Raw genomic sequence first — 13537 nt, forward strand, 5'->3', positions numbered from 1 at the left:
CATCGACACAGAGGAGCTCCCATGACCGAGCACACCCTCACCGGGAAGAACGTCCTCATCGCGGGCGGGGCGAAGAACCTCGGCGGACTGGTCGCCCGACAGGCTGCCGCGGCCGGCGCGAACATCGCGATCCACTACAACTCGGATGCGAGCCGCGCCGACGCCGAGGCGACGCTCGCCTCCGTCGAGGCGTCAGGATCCCGGGGCACGATCCTCCAGGCCGATCTGACGGTCCCGGCGAACGTCGCAGCCCTCTTCGCCGATGCGACCCGGGCGATCGGCCCCCTCGACGTCGCCGTCAACACCGCCGGCAAGGTCCTGCGCAAGCCGATCCTGGAGACGACCGAGGACGAGTACGACGCCATGTTCGACGTGAACGCCAAGTCCGCCTACTTCTTCATCCAGGAGGCGGGCCGGCAGCTCGCCGACGGCGGGCGGATCATCACCATCGTGACCTCGCTCCTGGCCGCCTTCACCGACGGATACTCGACCTACGCCGGGGGCAAGAGCCCGGTCGAGCACTTCACCCGCGCCGCGGCGAAGGAGTTCGCGGACCGCGGGATCTCCGTGACCGCGATCGCCCCCGGACCGATGGACACCCCGTTCTTCTACGGGCAGGAGACCCCTGAGCGCGTCGCGTTCCACAGGTCCCAGGGCATGGGGAACCGGCTGACGAGGATCGAGGACATCGCGCCCATCGTGCGGTTCCTGGCCTCCGAGGGCGGATGGATCACCGGACAGACGATCTTCGCCAACGGCGGATACACCACCCGCTGAGAAGGAGCACGACCATGACGAGCACACCGTCCATCCCCGAGCCCGTCGCCTCGTTCCTCGCGGCGGTCACCGCACACGACCCCCGCGCCTTCGATCTCTTCACCGACACGCCGGTCGTCGACGACTGGGGCCGCGAGCTCATGGGCCTCGAGCAGATCTCGCGATGGAGCGACACGGAGTTCATCGGCTCCTCCCCGACGCTCACGGTCACCGCCGTGACCGTCTCGGGCCCGTCGGTGACCGTCGTGGGCGACTGGCGCTCGACGCACGCCAACGGCCCGTCCAGCTTCCGCTTCGACCTGGACGGCGACAGGATCGCCCGGATGACGATCCGGGAGGGCTGATCGGGGCGCCCCCGGACAGGAGGGGCGGCGGGCACAGGACGCACCCGCGCCCTGCTCAGGCGAGGATCTCGTCGAGCAGGGCGCGCTGCTCCGCGCTGAGCTCGAGATCCATGGCCCGCGCCGAATCGGCGATGGACTCGGGGCGGCTCGCGCCGGGGATCGGCACGACATGCTCGCCCAGGCTCAGCTCCCAGGCGAGCGTCACCTGCTGCGGGCTGACACCGTGGGCCGCGGCGACCTGCGCGATGCTCGGGAACCTCTCCCCCACGGTCTTCGATCCGCCGCCGATGCCGCCCAGCGGCGACCAGGGGACGAAGGCGATGCCGTGTTCGGCGCAGTACTGCAGCTCACGGTGGCTGGTGTGGTGGAAACGCGGCGAGAACTCGTTCTGCACGGCGGCGAGGCCGCCCTCGCCGAGGACCTCGCGCGCGACGTCGAGCTCCTCGACGTTCGCATTCGACACGCCGATCTCGCGGATCAGCCCCTCCTGCTGGAGGGCGGCGAGGGCCTCGACGCCGTCGGCGTAGCGACGCGAGCGGTCCGGCCGATGCCAGTAGTACAGGTCGATCCGGTCCACGCCGAGGGCGCCGAGCGAGGCCTCGAGGGCGCTGCGCAGGTATTCGGGAGAGGCGTTGCGACGATTGGGGGTGACGTCCTTCTCACGGGTGATCCCGCCCTTGGTGGCCACGACGACCCGGGAGGCGTCTCCGCTCCAGGAGCGCAGCGCCTCCGCCACGATCTTCTCGTTGTGGCCCATCGTGTCCCAGCTGGGCGCGTACACGTCCGCGGTGTCGATGAGGGTGACCCCCGCGTCGAGCGCGGCATGGACGGTGGCGATGGCCTGGTCATGCGGGGGAAGAGGGTCACGTCCCAGCGACAGGGGCATGGCGCCGAGGCCCAGGGGCGAGACGGTGAGGGATCCGATGCGGCGAGGAGAGGTCATAGGCAGAGCGTATGCGCTGCATCACACACAGGGAAAGCCCTGTCCACCGCGCGGCCCCACGCGCCCACCTCCCCAGGTCAGCCTATTAAACACGTATTTTGCAACCATGACCTTGCGTAATGAGGTGAGGGTCCCCTATGCTGGTCGAGCAGTCAGGGGAAGCGGTCCTGGATCGCTCCCCCTGGTGCCACGGATGTCGCTGACGCGGTGCACCCCGCCAGCTGTCGCGACTTCTGGCGCGCCGCCGATCGGGCATGGGGCGAACGGTCCCGGTCGGCGGCGCGCCCCTCCTTCTGCGCAGCTCCCGCCTGCAGCTCCCTCGGCCGAACGTCTCCCTCCCCTCGGCGCAGCAGCATCGGCTCACGGACCGGGGGCTGCGCCGGGGCCGCGCTGGATCTCCATGGCGTCGGCGGTGGGGGTCCCGGGACGGGAGGCGACGGGACGATCGAGGTAGAACAGAGCCGTGCTGGCGATGTCGTCGCGCAGGGGAAGGTACCGCCCGCCGCTGCGCCAGCCGAGCGCCTGGATGTCCACCTTCAGACGACGCGCGAAATGGATCGGGTCCGCGAGGTGCCAGCGGTACATGCCGAATCGCTGCTGGGACACGTACAGGCCGTCCGGCCGGATGACCTGCGGCATGCCCAGGTACGGTGTCGTGAAGGTGGTGTACCCCTGCCCCGGGACGTCGAAGTTCCAGGCGCCGCCGAAGTAGTCCTCCGTGCCGGTGCCGCAGATGGTGGGGTGCTGCTCGTCCTCGTCCAGATAGAACTTGATCTCGCCCTCGCCCCACCAGCCGTTGGAGTGCGAGCCCCAGGCGATGTAGGTGCCCACGTAGTGCCCCTGCCCCTCGATGCCGTCGAGCAGCACGTGCGGAGTGCGGTCCGCCAGCGGGTTCGAGCGGCGCCACTGGGCATGGAGATAGCCGTCCTCGCCGTGGTCCCCGCCCTGCTCGAAGGTCACCTGGTAGTACACGCGAGCCGGGGAATCCGCCGTGTTCTCGAGGGTGAGGCGCGCGCCCTCGCGGAAGGGCATGGGCCAGTAGGAGTTGAGGCCGCCATGCGGGTTCGCGGCGACGACCTGCGAGTCGACCTGAGCGAACACACCCCAGCCCTGGCAGAAGAAGTCGCCGTAGGGGACCTCGATCGCGGGTTCCTCGGCGCCGTCCCAGTACGCCCGCAGGATCAGCGACCGCCAGGCGTCGGGATGCACGGTGATCCAGATGTGGGTGATCCTCCCGGACCCCGCGATCTCCGCGAGCGGATGGGCGCGGCCCGGCTCGATGTCGATGCTCGGGGAGATCTTCCAGCCCGGACCCAGGTCACGGGCGCAGTCGGCGCCCGTGCCCTCGGTGGCGCGGGCGCCGCCGCCTGGGGAGCCGTCCGGGTTCTCCGGACTGATCGAGCGCGTGGTGACGCGGCGCAGACGGGCGATGGACTCGGCGGCGAGCACCATGGGACTCCCTCATCGGAGCGGCGGGGCGACCGGCGGCGGTCGCGGGGAACGATGTCCCCGCACGGTACGGAGCCGGCCTGCATGCGTCAAGGATCGCGGGGATGCTCGGCAGCAGGGGTCGGGCGTGCCCGGCAGGACGGACAGTAGAGTGTTCGGGCCGCGCGCACGCGATCGCGCATCGGACGAGGCGAGAGGGGATCGGGTGCTCGGGAACGATGGTGGCCGCCTGCGGCGCTGCGCCGACACCGACACGCGCCGCCTCACGTCCCGGCCCCGCCCCTCCGCCGCGCTGCTGGGGTGGTTCGCGGCGAGCGCCGCCGTCTCGGTCCCGCAGGCCGCGGCCCCCATCCTGTTCGCGCTGATCGCCCTGCCGATCACGGGATCCGCCGATTCCGGTGCCGCGCTCGTGCTGGCCATGACGATCGCACAGGTGCTCGGCGCCGTCCCGATCACCCGGCTGGGCCGGCGCCTTCCGCTGCTCGCCTCGGTGCCGGTGCTGGTGGCGCTGCGGACCCTCGCCCTCGCCGCGATCGCCGTGCTCGCCGGCACCGACGGCCCCTTCGCGCTGCTCGTCGCCGCGGCCGCCGCGGCAGGGCTCGTCGCCGGTGCGGTCCACGGCCGCCTGCGGGCCGCGCTCAACGCGCTCATCACCCCATCGCGCCTGCCCCGCGCCCTCGGCGTGTCCGCGACGCTGAACGAGATCGTGTTCGTCCTCTCCCCCGCCCTCGCCTCCGTCCTCGGCGGAGCCTCCCCGCTGCTGGCCGCCTGGACGGTCGTCGTGCTCGGGGCCGCACCGCTGCTGACCCTGCGGCGAGGTCCCGGCGGCGCGGCCGGCTCCGCGGCACCGCCATCTCCGGAGACGGGCGGGCGCCGCGCACCGCTGCCGCGGCAGGTCTGGCTGTGGCTGGGCTGCTCCGCCTCGAGCAGCGCAGCCATCGCCACGATCGAGATCGGGGCCGTGTCCCTCGCCGTCGGCTACGGCCTCGACCCGGCCTGGAGCTCGATCTTCCCGGTCGCCCTGTGCCTGGCCTCGGTCGCCGGCGGGCTCTGGGTGAGCGCGCGCGGCCGCGGCCCCCGGCTGCGGCTCGTGACGGCCTGGCTGGGTGTGACCACCGCCGGCATCGGCATCGTCGCCATCGGCCAGAGCGTCTCGACGACGCTGCTGGGAGCGGTCCTCGTGGGCGCCGTCCTCGCCCCGCTGGGCACCTCGTACTCCCTGATCCTGGACCACCTGGCGCCGCCCGAGCGCCGCGCCGAGGTGTTCGCGATGCTGCGGACCGCCAGCTCCGCGGGCGTGATCGTCGCGAGCTCGCTGATCTCCCTGGCCTCGGTGGGCCTCGCCCTGCGCGTCGTGCCCGCCCTGCCGCTGCTGGCGATGCTGGCCGTCCTCGCGCTCGGGCGGCGCGGACGGCTCAGCGCAGCGCGGTGAGGACGCCGAGCGCCGGGCCCAGGGTGCGCAGCAGGATCAGCACGCCGATGATCCCGACCGCCCAGGAGAAGGCGCTCGCTGCATTGCGGATCGCCCAGGTGTGGATGCGGCCCAGCAGCGCATCGGCCCGGCTGCCGGCGAGCATCCTCGCGCCCGCGAGCAGCAGACCGGGCGCGATCATCACCGCGCAGTAGCCCATCAGGATCACGGCTCCCCCGCCGAGGCCCACGCCCATGTCGGCGAGGATCCCCATCGCAGCGAGATACGGGATCATCGAGGCGGCCTCGACCACCCCGGCCAGCAGGGCGAGACCCACCAGCAGGCGCAGGGAGTCGGCGGCGCGCTGGACCCGCTCGGCCCAGCGGCGCGAGGAGGCCTCCGGGTCCCCGCCGCGCTTGCGGATCGTCGCCGGATCACTCCGGTACGACCACACCACCAGGGCGGCACCGATCGCGGCGAGCAGCACCGAGGCGGCGGGCGTGGCGAGCAGACCCTGCGCCCGCTCGAGCAGCGGCAGCAGCCCCGCCAGCAGCAGCACCCCCAGCACCCAGTAGAAGGCGCCGATCGCCAGCAGGTACAGGACGGTGCGTCCGGCCACGCGACGGGCAGGACCGGCGGAGCCGACCAGCATCATCAGCGGGATCACGAGGGTTCCCACGCTCGTGGAGTCGATGAGGGCGAGGACGACCAGGCCCAGCGGGCCGGCGGCGGACATGAGCTGCTCCATGCTCCGATCCTTCCGGCCGGGGTCGTGTCCGCGCCTCCTCCTTAGGTGCCGAACCCTGCCGTCCCGCGGCCTGCGACCGACCCGGAGCGGCGGGGTGCCGGTAGCCTGCCGGCATGTCCCGGTCCGCTGCCGATGCCCTCGCCGATCCCGGCGTGCGCTCGCGACCCGACCGCATCGAGCGCCGCGACGTCCGCGCCGCGCTGCTGTACATCGGTGCCGTGCTCGCCCTGCAGCTGGTGGGCGTGGGCACCTCCGGCTTCCTCGGCGGCAGCTCCGAGCAGACCCACGTCCTGGGCCTCGTCGTCCTGCTCGTGGCAGCCGTCGGGACGCTGTGGCGGCGCCGGCACCCCGTCGTGACCCTCGCGGTGACAGGCGGTCTGAGCGTGGGCATCGTCCTGTGGGGCGGCCAGATCGCGGCCTACCTGCTGCTCTTCGAAGCGCTGTGGTCCCCGATCGTGCACGGCACGCTGCGCCTGGCCCGGGCTGCGACCGCGGTCGCAGCGGTGCTGTCGGCGAGCCTGATCGCCGCGCTCGTGCAGCTGCTCGGGCCGGGAGAGGGGATGGTCGTGGGCCTGCTGGTGGTGGTCGTCGCGGTCGCGACGCCTCTCGCCTGGGGCTGGGACGTGCGCCTGCATCGCACCGCGCAGCTGACCGCGGAGGCTCTCGCCGCCGCGGAGAGGACCCTCGCCGCGGAGCGCGCCGACCGCGCCGTCGAGCTCGAACGGAAGGAGATCGCCCAGGACCTCCACGACCTGGTCGCCGGGCATCTGAGCGCGGTCACCCTCCACGCGGGGCTCGCCCGCTCGCTGCCCGATGCCGCCGCGCGCGAGCAGTCCCTCCTGACCACGCAGGACTCCGCCCGGGCCGCTCTGCGCGATCTGCGCGCCATGATCGGCCTGCTCACCGAGGAGGACGCGAACACCGCGCGCGTCCTCGGCACGACCGTGTCCTGGGCGGAGCTCGAGAACCGGCTGCGAACCGGGGACGCCGCCGCGGACATCTCCGTCGACCCCCTGGTCGAGGACGAGACGACGGTGGGACCGGCTGTGCGCGCCGCTCTGCTGCGCTGCGGCGCAGAGGCCGTCACCAATGCGCTGCGGCACGGACAGGCGCCGCGCACCCTGCAGGTCCGCCTCGAGCGGGACAGGCGGGAGGTGATCCTGACCTGCACCAACCGCATCAGCGGTGCGGCCGATCCCGGTACCGGGCTGGGCCTGGACTCGCTGCAGCACCGCTGCCGAGCGCTCGGCGGCGTCGCACGGTCCGCCACCGATCCCCGCGATCCGGGGTCCTGGCGGCTCGAGGTGCGCCTGCCCGCCCGCATCGACGCCGTTCCCGCACCACCGGCCCACGATCCGCCGACTCCTGCCCCGCCACCCCGAGGAGGGCCCGCATGACCCAGCTGCCGCACCGCGCCCCCATCCGCGTCATCGTCGCCGACGACCACGCCGCCGTCCGAGCCGGGCTCGTCGCCCTGCTGGACGCCGCCGAGGACATCCACGTCGTCGGCGAGGCCGGCGACGGACCGCAGACGCTCGCGATCGCCCGGGAGCACCGGCCCGACGTGGTGCTGACCGACGTGCGGATGCCCGGCGCGACCGGCATCGACATCACCCCGGACCTGTGCGCGACCGGGGCCCGGGTGCTCGTCGTGTCCTCCTTCGACCTCGACGACTACGTGCTGGGCGCCCTCGCCGCCGGGGCCGACGGCTACCTCGTGAAGTCCGAGGATCCCGCCCGCTTCCTCGCCGCGGTGCGGGCGGTCGCCGCCGGGGATGCGGCCCTGTCGCGCGAGGCCATGCGCGCCGTGCTCGCGCGGCTGCGCGGCGGGGAGCCGGCCACCGTCGAGGCCCTGCCTCCGCCGCCACCCGGACCCGCCCTGACCGCGCGCGAGGAGGACGTTCTGCGGCTGCTCGCGACCGGCATGTCGAATCGCGAGATCGCCCGAGAGCTGTTCATCGAGCTGACGACGGTCAAGTCCCATCTGACGCATGTGCTCGCGAAGCTCGGCGTCGACTCCCGCCTGCAGGCGGCGCTGTGGTGGCAGGAGAACCGCTGAGCCCCGCCGGCGGCGGGTGACCGCCGCAGGTGCCGGACGGCGAGCCGGGTCGGCGCCGATGGCTCCTCAGGCGGTGCGCACGGTGTCGACGACCTGCTGGCAGGCGGCGAGGCCCGCCCACTCGTCGTCGTCCGCTCCCGCGTAGACCAGGCACAGCGGTCCCGCGTAGCCCGCTCCCAGCACCGCCTGCAGGGTACGGCGGTAGCGCTCGGTGTCCAGGGAGCCGTCCGCGATGGTGGGGCACTTGGCGTGGGAGGTCTCGGCGCGGGGGGCGATGCTCGCCAGCTGCGCGTCGCGATCCGGCATCTGCCAGTTGTCGAGGTCGATCAGGAGGCCGACCGAGTCCCCGGTCGCGTCCAGCAGCGCGTGGACGTCCGCGGCCGTGGGCAGCAGGTCCTTCCAGTTCTCGGTGACGACCCGGACCGGCGATCCCGCGGCCAGGCGGGACAGCCGGGCGGCGCTCGAAGCGATGCGCTCCGGGGTCGGTGCCGACTCCCCCGCGCACACGCGGCCGCGTGCGGCGCCGAGCACGGCGGCGTCCTCGAGCCAGCCGGCGATCCAGGCCTCGTGGGCATCGGCGTCCGTGGGGTGGATCGGGTCACCGGCGTCGACCAGCAGCGCGTCGAGCGCGACCTCGGCCTCGGCGAGCGCGGCTCGCAGCTCCTCGAGATAGGAGCGGTCGCGGCGCGGCAGGTGGAAGTGGCACAGCTGCACCGTCCCGATGCCGTGGGCGGCGAGCTCCCGCGGCAGGTCCAGCATGTCGACGGCGCCGGGCGCCGCGGCCGTCGGGATCATGCCCGTGGATCCGGGCGGATTGGCGTGCTCGGACACGAAGCGGCCGAGCGTCCGATGCAGGGACCAGGCGTGCACCGCCATCGGGGTCGCGGGGGCGGGGGCGTCGTTGCTCATGGCATCCACTGTATCGACCGCTGCGCCCCGACCGGAGCCGCGTTCGCCGATCAGGCGGTGCGGCGCCCGCGGGCGAGGTCCAGCAGGTGCGTGAAGACGCCGTCGCCGCTCGCGCGCAGGCCGTTGTGCTCATACTCGCTGGTCACCCAGGGGCGCAGCTTCGGCAGCAGCGCCGCCGTCTCGAGCGAGTACTGCGCGGGGACGTAGGCGTCGGCGAAGTACACGGCCGCGGCGCCGGGGACCTGCGCGGCTCGCAGCGCCTCCGAGTCGTAGAGGGCGGGCCACTCGTGCTCGGCGAGGATGTCCGCCACCTCCTTCCACGGCGCCAGCTGCGGGTCCTCGTCCAGGAGGCTGCGGTGGACGTGCTCCCCGGCCAGCAGGGTGGGATCGGCCCGCACCTGCTCCGGCATGGTGCGGTCCGCCGCCCAGCGGGTGGCCTGGCCATCGGCCCAGCAGGACTCGTGCAGGACGGTGTAGATCGGGTTCGCTCCCCCGAAGGGCAGGGCGTCCGCGAGCGCCTGGCGGAAGGCCGGGCTCACCGGATCCAGCTCGAGCAGGTAGTGGAGCCTCTCCGCGCCGCCGGAGGCTCCCAGCAGGTGCCCGACCGTGCGCAGGCGGTCAGGGCTCACGGCCTGCCCGTCCTGCAGGACCAGCTCGCCGGCCCGTGCGAGGTCGGCGAGCCGGCGCATGCGGTCCCGGTCCCCGTCGAAGCGCGCGTAGAACTCCTCGGAGCGCCGGACCATCCCCTCCCACGTCGTCGTGTAGACCTCGTCCAGTCGCGGGCCGATCACGGGCAGGCCGCCCGTGAACAGGGTCAGGTCCAGGCGGTCGGCGTGCTCGGACAGGTAGCGCAGGGTCGTGAAGCCGCCGAAGGACTGGCCCAGCAGCGACCACGACCGCGCGCCGAGCGCCGCACGGACCGCCTCCGCGTCGCGGACGATCGCATCGGCCCGGAAGTGCGCGAGGTAGGCGGCCTGGTCCTCGGGCGCCGCCTCCCGCAGTGTCGCCGCTCCGGGGATCGCGCCGGCGGGCAGGACGACGTCCAGTCCCACCGGTGTCGAGCGGCCGGTGCCGCGCTGGTCGAGCAGGACGACCTGGAAGTCCTCGAGGGCGCGCGGCAGCCAGGACGGGCTCGGCGACTCGAGCGCCGGCCGGGGCGCCTCGAAGCCGGGGCCGCCCTGCAGGTAGACGAGGTAGGGCCGGTCCGCGCCGCCCTCGGCCGCGGCCACGCGCGCGAACACGCTGAGGCGCGGTCCCTCGGGGCGGTCATGATCGAGGGGGACCTCGAGCGTCAGGTCCGTCAGGACGAGGCCGGGCAGGGTCCAGGAGGCGGTCTCAGGAGGCATGGGACGAGTCTAGGCGGGGCGGCTCCGGATCATCGGAGTCGCAGAACCGCCCAGAGCGCCAGGAGCACCAGGTCCCCCAGGGCCGCGAGGACGAGCGCGAGCACGGGGAGCAGCACGACCCCGTAGGGCATGTCGCTCCACAGCACGCTCAGCGCGAGCACCGCGCACAACAGCGTGCCGGCACCCGCGACGATCGGCAGCACGCCCGCGCGCCGCATCGGGGTCGCCCGCAGCTCCCGGACGCCGAGCGCGACGAGGACGATCCCGATCACGACGAGGAGGGCCGGGACGCCGAGCAGCACCGCGAGCGCCATCGCCATCGGCCGCTCCTTCCGCTCTCCGTGCCCGGCAGTCTACGAGCGCGGGTCCGACGGGAGCGTCCGGATCAGGCCGACCACCCGGTCGCCGTGCGGATCCGGGCCGCGGCGGAGGGCACGTCGGCCCCGGTGGTGCTCACCCGGATCTCTCCCGGGCGCAGCGGCAGCATGCGCTGGTGCAGGGCCCGCCGGACCACGGCGGCGATCTCGAAGGGCGTGGCCTCGCGCAGGTCGTCGCCGGCGAGGACCGGCCCGCCGCCGTCGGCACGGGACCGGGCGCGTGCGCGCAGGTCCGCGGCCGATGCGTCCAGCCGCACCGGGATCACGGGGACGTCGCCGAAGGCGGCGAGCGCGAGCTCCGGACCGGCGTCGAGCGGGGCGACGACGATGCTCGCCGTGCCGCCGGCGGCGACGAAGCACTCGTGGAGACTGGCCGCGCAGTCCGCGCCGAGCACGCGGGCGGCCCGTTCCCCTCCGGGCAGGTTCCGGGCGAGGGACAGCTGGGCGAGGTCGAGGAAGCCCAGGCGGCGACCGGCCGCCCACGCCTCCTGGGCGAGCTGCCAGCCGATGCTGGAGGCGCCCGTGCAGCGCGGCCCGGTGATCCACAGGACCGGGGCGAGCTGGCTGTCCGCCCCTTCCGGCAGGGGGGTGGGCCCCAGCGGCTTCGCCTCCGCCTGCGCCGCGAGGTCGAGGATCCTCCGGGCGGTCTCCTCGACGCCGAGGTCATCGGTCCCGAGGCGCCTCCAGCCCGGAGCGAGGCGCGCGGACTCCTCCCCGCCGATCCGCACCGTCCGCTCCCGCTGCTCCGGGCTCCATCCGCGCGGGCCCAGACGTGCACGACGCTGCGCATCCGAGGCATCGAGCCACAGGGACGTCACCGAGCAGGCGATCGTCGGCGGCGGCGGCAGGTCCGGGCAGGCGACCCCGGAGACGACGAGACGGTGCGAGCCCGCGCGGCGATGGATGATCGCCACCCGGTCCAGCGCGCGCTCCTTGAGCCGCCATCGGTCCGGGTCCCCGTCCGGTGCGGGGTACAGCATGCCCAGCTGGTCGATGTCGACATGCGTCGTGGCGTCCCCGGCGGCCGCGAAGCGCGCGGCGATCGCCTGCGCGAGGGTCGACTTCCCCACTCCGGGCGGCCCAGCCAGACGCAGAACATGCATGTCAGAAGCCTACGTGGAAGCTCCTGGGGAAGCATCGCAATATCACCGGCAGGCATCAGCGCTCGAGGACGCGGATCGCGAGCTGGACGCGATTGGTGACGTGCAGCTTCTCGAAGAGATGACCGACGTGGGTCTTCACCGTCGGCAGCGACATCATCAGCGCCTCCCCGATCTCGCCGTTGGTCAGTCCCTGGGCGACCAGCTGTGCGACGTCCCACTCGCGGGCGGTCACCTCCGCCGGGGCCACGGTCCGCGCGGCGGGCGGCGCGGGCGCCTCCGGCTCCTGCGCGGCCGCGACGTCCTCCCGTGCGGCGAGACGGATCAGCCGGGTGAGCACCGTCGGGGAGAACCGCGCCCCTCCCCGCGCGGCCTCGTGCACCGCCTGCACGACATCCTGCGGCGGCGTGTCCTTGAGCAGGAACGAGACCGCGCCGGCACGCAGGGCCCGCAGCAGGAAGGAATCGGTGTCGAACGCGGTGAGCACGACGACCGCGGGCCGGGAACCCGCCTTCCGCAGACGCCCGGTGGCCTCGATCCCGTCCATCGTCGGCATCCGCAGGTCCATGAGGACCACGTCCGGGTCGAGCTCGGCGACGGCCGCGAGGGCCTCGACGCCATCGCCCGCCTCGCCGACGACCGTGATGCCCTCCGCCCCGTCGAGCATGAGCCTCAGACCGGCCCGCATGAGCGCCTCGTCGTCGACGACCAGCAGCCTGACCTGCCCCGTGGCTGTCTGCGTCACTGTCTCCATGGCAGCCGCGCCTCCACCTCGAAGTCCGTGCCGGCCCGACCGGTCACCTGCAGCGTCCCGCCCAGCAGACGGATCCTCTCCCGCACGCCGACGAGGCCGAGCCCCGAGCCCGGTCTCCCCGCGGCGGCCGACGACGGAGCCGGGTTGCGAGCCCGCAGCACGAGCTCCTCGCCCTCCCGGTCGAGGTCCAGCTCAAGGGTCTCCCCTGCCGCGTGCCGACGAGCGTTGGTCAGCAGCTCCCGGGTGATCCGCACCATCGTGACGACGCTGGTCGTCCCTGCCCGGTCCAGGCAGGCGGCCTCGAACGGGCCTCCGGACCAGCGCAGATGCACGCGGTGGCCGCTCTGGCGCGCCTCCTCGACCATGGCGGAGAGATCCGCCGCCGTGGGCAGCGGCGCCCCGTCGGCGCGGAGCGCGGAGAGCACCTCGCGCAGCTCCGCGTTCGCCGCCTGCGCGCTCGCGCGGATCGTCCCGGCCGCCGCACGGCGGTCCGCCGTCCGCAGGTCGTCCCGGTACTCGAGGGCACCGGCGTGCATGGCGATCAGCGAGAGATGATGCGAGAGGCTGTCGTGCATGTCGCGGGCGATCGCGGCCCGCTGCTCCGACCGCGCCTGCGCCATCAGCGCGGCATGCTCCCGTTCGAGCGCCTCCTTCTCCCGCTGCGCCGTCAGAGTCTGCGCGCGCAGCGAGGTGATGAGGGCCGCGCGCGTCCCCCGGGCCCGGCCCCACAGCAGGGAGGCGCCCGCGAAGGCGAGGCTCAGCAGCACCTCCCACGGGATGGTCCAGACGCTGCCGGGGGCGGCCCAGCGCAGCAGCAGCGCGTTCACGACGGCGCAGACGGCGACGACACCGATCGCGGTCGCGTCCAGACGCCGCGTCCGCCGCTCCCCGATCCGGGCGAGCGCCACCGCCCCGGCGGCGATCGACGTGCCGCTGACCGCGGTGGACGCGACGATCAGCAGGTTCCAGGTGCCGGCACGGCGCATCGGCCCGACCGCGATGGCGCAGACGATGCCGACCAGCAGGTCGATCAGCAGCACGAGCCGCAGCGGTTCCGGAAGCGGGGTGCCCTGCTCCTGCAGGCTCGAGGCGGAGACGGCCAGCATGACCAGCGCCCCGATCATGAGGCACAGCGCCGAGACGCCGAGCGCCTGCAGCGCCGGCCGCCAGCCTGAGGCGGGATCGGCCTCCGCCTCGGAGGGCAGGGGCGGGTCGGACGGCATGGCCCCATCGTAGGCAGGAGCCGCCTGCTCGGGATCGGCCGAAAGCACGAGGCGATGCCGGACCGGCACCACGGGCCGGGGGTGCGGGACAATGGGC

At 73.8% G+C, this 13537-nt stretch carries 14 protein-coding genes; 5 read left to right on the forward strand and 9 right to left on the reverse strand.

Going from position 1 to position 13537, the window contains the following annotated elements; all coding sequences use genetic code 11:
* Window positions 1-21: 21 nt before the first annotated feature.
* Both ACFFF6_RS13035 and ACFFF6_RS13040 read left to right on the forward strand, forming a co-directional pair.
* On the forward strand, window positions 22-777 hold the full coding sequence (locus tag ACFFF6_RS13035) for an SDR family oxidoreductase (protein WP_376981391.1): 756 nt from the start codon (window positions 22-24) through the stop codon (window positions 775-777).
* A 14-nt stretch (window positions 778-791) separates the two neighbouring features.
* Window positions 792-1121 (forward strand): nuclear transport factor 2 family protein, encoded by a 330-nt coding sequence (locus tag ACFFF6_RS13040; protein ID WP_376981393.1) that lies wholly within the window; start codon window positions 792-794, stop codon window positions 1119-1121.
* Between the two features lie 55 nt (window positions 1122-1176).
* Here ACFFF6_RS13040 and ACFFF6_RS13045 read toward each other — a convergent pair whose 3' ends face one another.
* Together ACFFF6_RS13045 and ACFFF6_RS13050 are read right to left on the reverse strand one after the other, a co-directional pair.
* Complete coding sequence (locus ACFFF6_RS13045) at window positions 1177-2064, reverse strand: aldo/keto reductase (protein WP_376981395.1); 888 nt, start codon at window positions 2062-2064, stop codon at window positions 1177-1179.
* A gap of 360 nt (window positions 2065-2424) precedes the next feature.
* Window positions 2425-3516: a glycoside hydrolase family 172 protein gene (locus ACFFF6_RS13050; protein WP_376981397.1), complete on the reverse strand. Its 1092-nt coding sequence runs from the start codon at window positions 3514-3516 to the stop codon at window positions 2425-2427.
* Between the two features lie 202 nt (window positions 3517-3718).
* On the opposite strand from ACFFF6_RS13050, the gene ACFFF6_RS13055 reads away from it, so the two are divergent.
* The gene (locus ACFFF6_RS13055; RefSeq protein ID WP_376981399.1) at window positions 3719-4945 is read left to right on the forward strand and encodes an MFS transporter; all 1227 of its coding nucleotides are present in this window, start codon (window positions 3719-3721) and stop codon (window positions 4943-4945) included.
* Here the strand turns inward: ACFFF6_RS13055 and ACFFF6_RS13060 are convergent.
* A complete protein-coding gene (locus tag ACFFF6_RS13060) occupies window positions 4929-5672 on the reverse strand; it encodes a GAP family protein (protein WP_376981401.1) in 744 nt (247 codons plus the stop codon). The two genes, ACFFF6_RS13055 and ACFFF6_RS13060, sit on opposite strands and share 17 nt — an antisense overlap.
* A gap of 113 nt (window positions 5673-5785) precedes the next feature.
* Between ACFFF6_RS13060 and ACFFF6_RS13065 the strand changes: the two genes are divergently transcribed.
* Window positions 5786-7069: a sensor histidine kinase gene (locus ACFFF6_RS13065; RefSeq protein WP_376981403.1), complete on the forward strand. Its 1284-nt coding sequence runs from the start codon at window positions 5786-5788 to the stop codon at window positions 7067-7069.
* Window positions 7066-7731 carry a response regulator gene (locus ACFFF6_RS13070; RefSeq protein WP_376981404.1) on the forward strand — a complete coding sequence of 222 codons (666 nt, stop codon included), beginning with the start codon at window positions 7066-7068 and terminating at the stop codon, window positions 7729-7731. Before ACFFF6_RS13065 ends, ACFFF6_RS13070 begins: the two co-directional genes overlap by 4 nt.
* Window positions 7732-7797: 66 nt before the next feature.
* On the opposite strand, the gene ACFFF6_RS13075 is transcribed toward ACFFF6_RS13070, so the two are convergent.
* From ACFFF6_RS13075 to ACFFF6_RS13100, 6 genes are all read right to left on the reverse strand, one after another.
* Window positions 7798-8640, reverse strand: a complete 843-nt coding sequence (locus ACFFF6_RS13075; RefSeq protein ID WP_376981406.1) for a sugar phosphate isomerase/epimerase family protein — start codon at window positions 8638-8640, stop codon at window positions 7798-7800.
* A gap of 50 nt (window positions 8641-8690) precedes the next feature.
* On the reverse strand, window positions 8691-9986 hold the full coding sequence (locus ACFFF6_RS13080; RefSeq protein WP_376981408.1) for an alpha/beta fold hydrolase: 1296 nt from the start codon (window positions 9984-9986) through the stop codon (window positions 8691-8693).
* A gap of 29 nt (window positions 9987-10015) precedes the next feature.
* The gene (locus ACFFF6_RS13085) at window positions 10016-10306 is read right to left on the reverse strand and encodes a hypothetical protein (protein WP_376981410.1); all 291 of its coding nucleotides are present in this window, start codon (window positions 10304-10306) and stop codon (window positions 10016-10018) included.
* 65 nt (window positions 10307-10371) lie between these two features.
* The gene (locus tag ACFFF6_RS13090) at window positions 10372-11466 is read right to left on the reverse strand and encodes an AAA family ATPase (RefSeq protein ID WP_376981412.1); all 1095 of its coding nucleotides are present in this window, start codon (window positions 11464-11466) and stop codon (window positions 10372-10374) included.
* 55 nt (window positions 11467-11521) lie between these two features.
* On the reverse strand, window positions 11522-12217 hold the full coding sequence (locus tag ACFFF6_RS13095) for a response regulator (protein WP_376981415.1): 696 nt from the start codon (window positions 12215-12217) through the stop codon (window positions 11522-11524).
* Complete coding sequence (locus tag ACFFF6_RS13100; RefSeq protein ID WP_376981416.1) at window positions 12205-13440, reverse strand: sensor histidine kinase; 1236 nt, start codon at window positions 13438-13440, stop codon at window positions 12205-12207. Before ACFFF6_RS13100 ends, ACFFF6_RS13095 begins: the two co-directional genes overlap by 13 nt.
* Window positions 13441-13537: the final 97 nt, after the last annotated feature.

It is taken from the genome of Brachybacterium hainanense (genome assembly GCF_042434575.1).
GTDB classification, from domain to species: Bacteria; Actinomycetota; Actinomycetes; order Actinomycetales; family Dermabacteraceae; genus Brachybacterium; species Brachybacterium hainanense.

Coding starts and splice junctions, on each gene's coding strand:
- ACFFF6_RS13035 (WP_376981391.1), top strand. CDS start 22: ATGACCGAGCACACCCTCACCGGGAAGAACGTCCTCATCGCGGGCGGG.
- ACFFF6_RS13040 (WP_376981393.1), top strand. CDS start 792: ATGACGAGCACACCGTCCATCCCCGAGCCCGTCGCCTCGTTCCTCGCG.
- ACFFF6_RS13045 (WP_376981395.1), bottom strand. CDS start 2,064: ATGACCTCTCCTCGCCGCATCGGATCCCTCACCGTCTCGCCCCTGGGC.
- ACFFF6_RS13050 (WP_376981397.1), bottom strand. CDS start 3,516: ATGGTGCTCGCCGCCGAGTCCATCGCCCGTCTGCGCCGCGTCACCACG.
- ACFFF6_RS13060 (WP_376981401.1), bottom strand. CDS start 5,672: ATGGAGCAGCTCATGTCCGCCGCCGGCCCGCTGGGCCTGGTCGTCCTC.
- ACFFF6_RS13065 (WP_376981403.1), top strand. CDS start 5,786: ATGTCCCGGTCCGCTGCCGATGCCCTCGCCGATCCCGGCGTGCGCTCG.
- ACFFF6_RS13070 (WP_376981404.1), top strand. CDS start 7,066: ATGACCCAGCTGCCGCACCGCGCCCCCATCCGCGTCATCGTCGCCGAC.
- ACFFF6_RS13075 (WP_376981406.1), bottom strand. CDS start 8,640: ATGAGCAACGACGCCCCCGCCCCCGCGACCCCGATGGCGGTGCACGCC.
- ACFFF6_RS13080 (WP_376981408.1), bottom strand. CDS start 9,986: ATGCCTCCTGAGACCGCCTCCTGGACCCTGCCCGGCCTCGTCCTGACG.
- ACFFF6_RS13085 (WP_376981410.1), bottom strand. CDS start 10,306: ATGGCGATGGCGCTCGCGGTGCTGCTCGGCGTCCCGGCCCTCCTCGTC.
- ACFFF6_RS13090 (WP_376981412.1), bottom strand. CDS start 11,466: ATGCATGTTCTGCGTCTGGCTGGGCCGCCCGGAGTGGGGAAGTCGACC.
- ACFFF6_RS13095 (WP_376981415.1), bottom strand. CDS start 12,217: ATGGAGACAGTGACGCAGACAGCCACGGGGCAGGTCAGGCTGCTGGTC.
- ACFFF6_RS13100 (WP_376981416.1), bottom strand. CDS start 13,440: ATGCCGTCCGACCCGCCCCTGCCCTCCGAGGCGGAGGCCGATCCCGCC.